Below are 6,616 nucleotides of genomic sequence, written 5' to 3'. Positions count from 1 at the left end.
CGCCCGATGCCCGCCCGATGCCTGGCTGCTTCCCCGCCCGATGCCCGGCTGCGGCCTGCAAACCCGGCCCGGGGCGCCCGCTCGGGGCCGGCGTACCGTTTTTATCCGCCGCGGAATACGAATCCCCGCGCGGTCGCGTTCCTTTTATGGAATTTTTCCTATTTTTGCCCATGATTATGAAACGCTTCCTTCTCCTCTGCCTGCTGTTCGTCCCGTGCCTCGCGGCACAGGCCGAAACCTACCGCGTCGAAGACATCCCCAATGTCCAGCGCGCCGACCGCACGCGTTACGTCTCGAACCCCGACGGGATACTCTCGGACGAGGCCGTGGCGCATATCGACCGTTTGTGCGCTGCACTGCGCGAGCAGGCCGTCGCCCAGGTCGCCGTGGTCGCCGTGGACGATATCGCGGGCGGCGACGTCTTCGACTTCGCCATCGACCTCTTCTCCGCATGGGGCGTAGGGCAGGCCCGCAACGACAACGGGCTGGGCATCCTGCTGGTCAAAGACCGCCGCGAGATCCGTTTCGTCACGGGCGGCGGGCTGGAGGGCGTGCTGCCCGATGCGATCTGCAAGCGCATCCAGCTCAAATACATGCTCCCGGCATTCCGCCAGGGCGATTACAGCCTCGGCATGGTGCAGGGGGTCGAAGCCGTGTCGCAGCTGCTCGAAGGGAGCGAACTGGATCTGGGCGGTGCCGATGCGGGCGGCGACGAGCTGCCCGCATGGGCGGTTTTCCTGATCGTCACCGGGTTCGTCGTAGTGCCGATGGGCGTGATCCTGCTGGGTTACTACGCCCGCAAGCGTTGCCCGAAATGCCATAAACTGACACTCCGGCAGCAGTCGAGCGACATCCTGAAGGTGACGCCCAACTACCGGCTGGTCGAATATACCTACGTCTGCTCGAATTGCGGCGCCGTGGTCAAACGGCAGGCCAAAAACCTGCGTGACGACAATTTCGGCGGCGGCGCGGGCGGCGGCACGATCATCGGGGGGCGTGGTTTCGGCGGCTTCGGCGGAGGGTCGCGAGGCGGTGGTTTCGGCGGCGGTTCGTTCGGTGGCGGCGGTGCCGGCTCGCGCTGGTAAAGGCCGAAGGGCATGCCGGGCGGCTTTGCCGGTTGCGGGCGGCTGTTTGCCGGACAAAGGCTGGCTTTGCGGGCGGCCGGAATGGTTTTCCCGGCCCCGACGGGATAAGATTGGAATGAATTTAAAACACTTTATATTATGAAGAAATGGATTTGGATTGGAGTCGTCGCCGTCGTGGTGATCTTCTTCTACGCAACGTACAACGGATTTGTCAATAAGGAGGAGGGGCTGAAGACCGCATGGTCGAATGTCGAAACGCAGTACCAGCGCCGTGCCGACCTGATTCCCAACCTGGTGAACACGGTCAAGGGCTATGCCGCACACGAGTCGCAGACTTTCGAGGCCGTAACCGAGGCCCGTGCGAAAGCCACTTCGATCAACCTTTCGGCCGACGACCTCACGCCCGAGAAACTCGCCGAGTTCCAGCAGGCGCAGGCGCAGGTGCGCTCGGCGCTGGGGCGCCTGATCGCCGTGTCGGAGAGCTATCCCGACCTGAAGGCCAACCAGAATTTCCTCGAACTGCAAGCGCAGCTCGAAGGCACCGAGAACCGTATTTCAGTGGCCCGCAAGGAGTTCAACGAAGTGGCCAAGACCTACAACGTCGCCGTGCGCCGCTTCCCGGCCAATCTGGTGGCCAAGTTGTTCGGGTTCGGGCAGAAGCCCTACTTCGAGGCTGCCGAAGGCACCGAAACCGCACCCCGGGTGCAGTTTTAGCCCGGCTCCGGGGTAGAAAGCAAAGGGACGGGACGCGCCAGCGTATCCCGTCCCTTTTGTGTTGTCGGTGCCTGACTACTTGCGGCTTCCGAGAATCCGGAGCAGGTAGAGGAACAGGTTGATGAAGTCCAGGTAGAGGGTCAGCGATCCCAGCAGTGCGATTTTCTGCGTCGATTCGTCCACGACCTCGGCGTTCATCACCATCTTCTTGATCTTCTGTGTGTCATAGGCCGTGAGGGCGACGAACACCAGTACGCCGATGTAGGTTATCACCCACATCATCGTTTCGCTGCGCAGGAAAAGGTTCACCACCGTTGCGATGATGATGCCGATAAGCGCCATGTAACCCATGTTCCCGATGCCCGAGAGGTCGCGCTTGGTGAAATACCCGAACAGCGCCATGGCGCCGAACGTGCCGGCCGTCACGAAGAAGGTCGATGCGATGGACGATGCGGTGTAGAGCAGGAAGATCGAAGCCAGCGTCGCGCCGTTGAGGATCGAGTAGGCGATGAACATCAGCGTTGCCGTGAGGAACGACATGCGGAAGATGAACGACGAGAGGATGATGACCAGCGCCAGTTCGGCGATGATCAGGCCGAAGAATGCGACTTTGCTGCCGAAGATGGCATTGAGCAGCGTCGGCGAGTCGGAGACCGTCAGGGCCGTTGCGCCCGTGATGAAGAGGGCCATCGTCATCCATAGGTAGACGTTGCGGAACAGGGTGGTGTTCTCGGACTTGTCAGCCCTGCGCACGCCGGCTGTCTTGCTGTAATTGGTGCTTGTTTCCATAAAGTTTTCCTGTGTATACCTGAAATTACGTTTCGTTGCGGTTTTTCCGCTGTCGGCGCAAAGGTAACGATTAAATCGGAGTTTTCGGGCAAAGCCGCGTAAATTTCACGGCCGGCCGCCGGGGATGCGGTGCGGCTACATCCCTTTTTTTATGCCGGCCCGGATCAGGAGGATATTTACGGGCAGCGCCACGAGGAACCCGCATGCCATGGCGACCTGCATCGTGAACCAGAATACGAACGAGGTGCGGGGCATTGCCTCACCGCCGTTGAGCGCGAAGATCGCCACGGCCATCCAGCCGTACATGCCGGCCTGCCATGCCGTGAGCGAGAGTATGTCGGCTTTGGCGGCACGGCGTATCGCTTCACCGCGCGGGAGCGTGCGTTCCATGCCCCGGATCGCGGCGTACTGGAACCCGATGCCGAATGCCAGGGCCAGGAGGTAATCCACGACCCATGTCCCTGCCAGTATGCTTCCGCCTATGGCTACCGGGACGAAGAAGAGGAACCATTCGCCGACGATATCGGCCAGCGTACACCCCGCCCCGCAGTGGAGCGTCGACAAGACGACCGGCTGCCACCGCGGCCGCCCTTTCATCCCCGGCATATTCCCCATCCCGTCCATGCCTTCCATAGTCCCGGACATGTTCGGCTCGTTTGTCATCCCCGACATGTCCGCCTTGTCAGCCATCCCCGGCATATCCACCCTGTTTGTCATTCCCGGCATATCCATCCTGTTTGTCATTCCCGGTATGCCCGCCTCATCTGCCATGCCCGCTTTGAGCGCCGTCCCTTTCATTCCGGGCATATCTTCCGCCCCGTCCGCTCCTGTCGTGGTTCCGTTCTCCATCTGCATCCCGGTCATCGCCGGTTCCGGCATGTTCATGGCCGGTTCCGGCTCCGAGACCTTCCATGGATCCGTCCCCGCTACGGACAGGTCTTTCCGTCGGCCCGTGCCGGGCTTTCTGTTCTCCGTTTCCTGCCCGGCGCTGCCGACCTTCCGTTCGTTTCCGTTTTCCCCGATGCCGCCGCCTTTTGCCGGCTCGCTGATTTTCGCGGAGTCTTTCTGCTTTCCGGTGCCGTTGTTTTGCACGGGCATGTGCCGCGTGGCGCGTCCGAAGGCGTAATAGGCCCATAGCCCGAAAAAACTCGCCCAGAGGGCGGTGAGTACCCATACGCTTTCCATAATGCGCATCGGTTGCCGGCGCGTACGCAGGTCGGCCGCGACGATGAGCGCCGAGCCCACGCCGCCCGCCACGAACAGGACTGCCAGATAATAGAATTGCTGCATGACGAGGTGTTTTTCCCCGCCATGCAGCAATTTATATACCGCACTGCGCTCTGTCCTGCCATCGAAAGCCGGGCGGGGGATTCAGCCGGGTCGGCTTGGACTGGAACCGAAAAATTGGTTTCGCAGACCCCGCACTGCGTGCGCTCGAATAACTCAGGGCATCAAATCCAATGTGACGATCACCGGATTGGCATAGCCGGTTTCCTCCCGTTGGCCGAACAATGCCGCTTGCATGCCGGGGGATAACCTGGTTTGGTCGAGCACACCTGTAATCCGGTTCCCGGCTACGTCTATCGGGCCGTTCATTACCGTGGCGAACAGTCCGTTCCTGTCTGGCTCGTTTCCCCCGAACGTGATACCGACCAGTCCCGATACGGTACGGTGCGTATCCTTGTCGTAAACCACCAGGTAGGGCATGCGTTTGGCCGTGATGCCGATTCCTGCATAACGGTCTGTCTCCCAGAATTGACCGTTGAAATAGGTGTATTCGTCCCTGTATTGTTTTATAAACCTTTCGAAATTCCCCCTGCACAGTTTTTCATAGTCGCCGGGAAGTGCATGGGAAGGAATGTCGAAAATATATTTTGCATATAATTTTTTATCCCGGAGCATGTATACTGCCGGCCGGAATGCCTTTTTGTAGATAACATCTTCGTCGAAGCCCTGCAAATCGTATTTGTTGCTGAAATCCATCGAGTACTTGTTTTTATAGACTTTTGCCCGAATATCCCCCTCGGGGCCTATCTCGAGCAATTCGTAGTTTTTCAGCGAATCGCATTTGGAATTATCCCCGCCGACGGCATAAATGGCAGAACCGTCGCCGCCCGACTCTATCTCATAAATTGAGTAGGGCAGGCGTACCGATCTTATAAATGTTCCGTCGGGATTGTAATAGAGAAGTTTATGGCCGAACATGTCGAACACCGTTACGGTCGAGTCTGACACGATGAAATCCGTCGGTTCGATAAACTCTCCGGGGCCGCGGCCTCTGCGTCCTATACGATTGCGGAATTTACCCTCTTCGTCGAATACGAACAGGGCTTTTTGCAGGTGCCGGTCCAGTATGTAGTACTTTTTATTCCGGCATGATAATTTATAAACTTCGCCGACAAGACATTCTTCCGATGTCTCGAGGAGGGTGAATTTATGGTTGCGGACAATACTGTCCAAATCGGGTGTGCCGTTGTTTGTGGCTATTTTAATTGTAGTAGCCCGGCTCTCGTCGATACGATCCGCAGATTGTGGTGCGCCGCAGCCTGTAAAATATCCGGCCGTAATACAGGTTATAACAATTACTGCTGTCCGATTCATAGCCTCACATCTGAATTTCATTTCCGTTATCCGGGTGCCGTCATTCCATCGTCACGCACATATTTTCGAAGTCGATCCGTATCCGGCGCACATCGACGATGTTGTTCATCTGCCCGTCATAACCGGGCACCTCCGCCGTATGCATGTCCTCCGTGTCGAAAACGACCCGCACCTCCGGCAGGATCACCTCCCGCGATCCTATCTTCGCGCAAATGCCGCCGAGTGCATGGTAACGGTATTCCGCTGCCCCGGCCGCGGTTATTTCCGACCCCTTGCGGACGGGGCCCAGTTCCGGGAGCGACGATGCGTGTTCCGCATAGAACTTGCCCGATAAGCGGGGTTTGGCGTTCATCCCCGTGTCCCAGTGCATCATCGCCGGAATCCCGTTCAGTTCCAGCCACAGGTAGGGGATGTTGTCTTTCAGCATGAAGTTGGCAATCCCGGTTTGCGGTTGCTTCCCGGTGTCGAACGTGATGGTTCCGTGCTCTACATCCACGGTCAGGGCCGATAGTTTCCTCAGCGTCGAAATCCCCAGCATCGCCCGGATCCGTGTGATGCCCGAATCGGCGGTCGCTTCCCGATTCCGTGCCGCCAGACCGTCGGGGAAGACACAGCAAATCTCGTTTTTGAGGGTGATGGATCCGATTTGCAGGGAGTCGAGAATTCCCAGTTTCATGTAAGATGCCGGGGACATCCGCAGTGAATCCTGAAATATCCGGACACCCAGTTCGTCGGCCAGGCTCTGGTCTATCGAAGTATATTCGGCCCCGATATCCAGCAGGGTTTTCACGCTTTTGCCGCAATAGCCTGCGTTCAGGTAAAATAGGCCGTCCTCCAACTCCATGCCGACCGTGCCGGGGGAACCCTCCCGCGAGCGGTCGATCACCTCCGTCCGGGGCAGCCGGGCTATCTTCCGGCATTGCTCCAGCCCCGAGGCAATCCCCTTCCGGGTCTGGTCGTCGAGGTAGGGGGCGTCGTAGGCCAGCATATAGGTGAATACAGAATCCATTTTCGCATAGGCACGCATAGAGGCAAAATTCTTGGCAGCCAGCATCCTGTACATGACGGCTTGTCCCCCGAGCTGTCCGCCGTATTTGGCCAGCAGCTCTTCGATAGCGGCCACCCCTTCGGCCGGCCTGTTGAAATATGCTCCCAGGAATGCGCCGGAAATCAGGCGGATAACCTCGGACAGGTCGTCGTGGCGGGTGTCGTAAAGGGATTTGGCATCGAACCATTTTTCCTGGTTGATGTATTGGAAAATTTGCTGGTCATACTCCTCCTGGGCATAAGTATGGACGGAAGCGCCCAGAATCGGGAAAATGAGCAGCCCGAAAATTTTTCGTAACATGGTTGACCTTGTTTTAGTTGCAATTTACTGTGTAGTACCGATTTTCGTTATGAAAATCCGCAATCGTCCGTCAAAAACC

The 6,616-nt window shown here is 58.2% G+C and carries 6 protein-coding genes; 2 read left to right on the top strand and 4 right to left on the bottom strand.

Translation table 11 applies throughout. The annotated features are described in order from the left end of the window. Nucleotides 1-176: 176 nt before the first annotated feature. Nucleotides 177-1,085, top strand: coding sequence for a TPM domain-containing protein (locus QVP03_RS03395; protein ID WP_022332202.1), 909 nt, complete (start codon nucleotides 177-179; stop codon nucleotides 1,083-1,085). A gap of 138 nt (nucleotides 1,086-1,223) precedes the next feature. Continuing rightward, nucleotides 1,224-1,799, top strand: coding sequence for a LemA family protein (locus QVP03_RS03390; protein WP_018697305.1), 576 nt, complete (start codon nucleotides 1,224-1,226; stop codon nucleotides 1,797-1,799). 75 nt (nucleotides 1,800-1,874) lie between these two features. Here QVP03_RS03390 and QVP03_RS03385 read toward each other — a convergent pair whose 3' ends face one another. The 4 genes from QVP03_RS03385 to QVP03_RS03370 form a co-directional block, all read right to left on the bottom strand. Next, the gene (locus QVP03_RS03385) at nucleotides 1,875-2,588 is read right to left on the bottom strand and encodes a Bax inhibitor-1/YccA family protein (RefSeq protein WP_018697304.1); all 714 of its coding nucleotides are present in this window, start codon (nucleotides 2,586-2,588) and stop codon (nucleotides 1,875-1,877) included. Nucleotides 2,589-2,723: 135 nt separating this feature from the next. Continuing rightward, the gene (locus QVP03_RS03380; protein ID WP_022332201.1) at nucleotides 2,724-3,878 is read right to left on the bottom strand and encodes a DUF4396 domain-containing protein; all 1,155 of its coding nucleotides are present in this window, start codon (nucleotides 3,876-3,878) and stop codon (nucleotides 2,724-2,726) included. 153 nt (nucleotides 3,879-4,031) lie between these two features. After that, nucleotides 4,032-5,189: a 6-bladed beta-propeller gene (locus QVP03_RS03375; protein WP_256166105.1), complete on the bottom strand. Its 1,158-nt coding sequence runs from the start codon at nucleotides 5,187-5,189 to the stop codon at nucleotides 4,032-4,034. A 40-nt stretch (nucleotides 5,190-5,229) separates the two neighbouring features. Further along, nucleotides 5,230-6,537, bottom strand: a complete 1,308-nt coding sequence (locus QVP03_RS03370) for a retropepsin-like aspartic protease (protein ID WP_022332199.1) — start codon at nucleotides 6,535-6,537, stop codon at nucleotides 5,230-5,232. Nucleotides 6,538-6,616 lie beyond the last annotated feature (79 nt).

The organism is Alistipes sp. CAG:29 (assembly GCF_000435435.1).
Taxonomy (GTDB): domain Bacteria; phylum Bacteroidota; class Bacteroidia; order Bacteroidales; family Rikenellaceae; genus Alistipes; species Alistipes onderdonkii.
The sequence above is the reverse complement of the archived record's forward strand: the minus strand, read 5'-3'. Positions and strand labels throughout refer to the sequence as shown.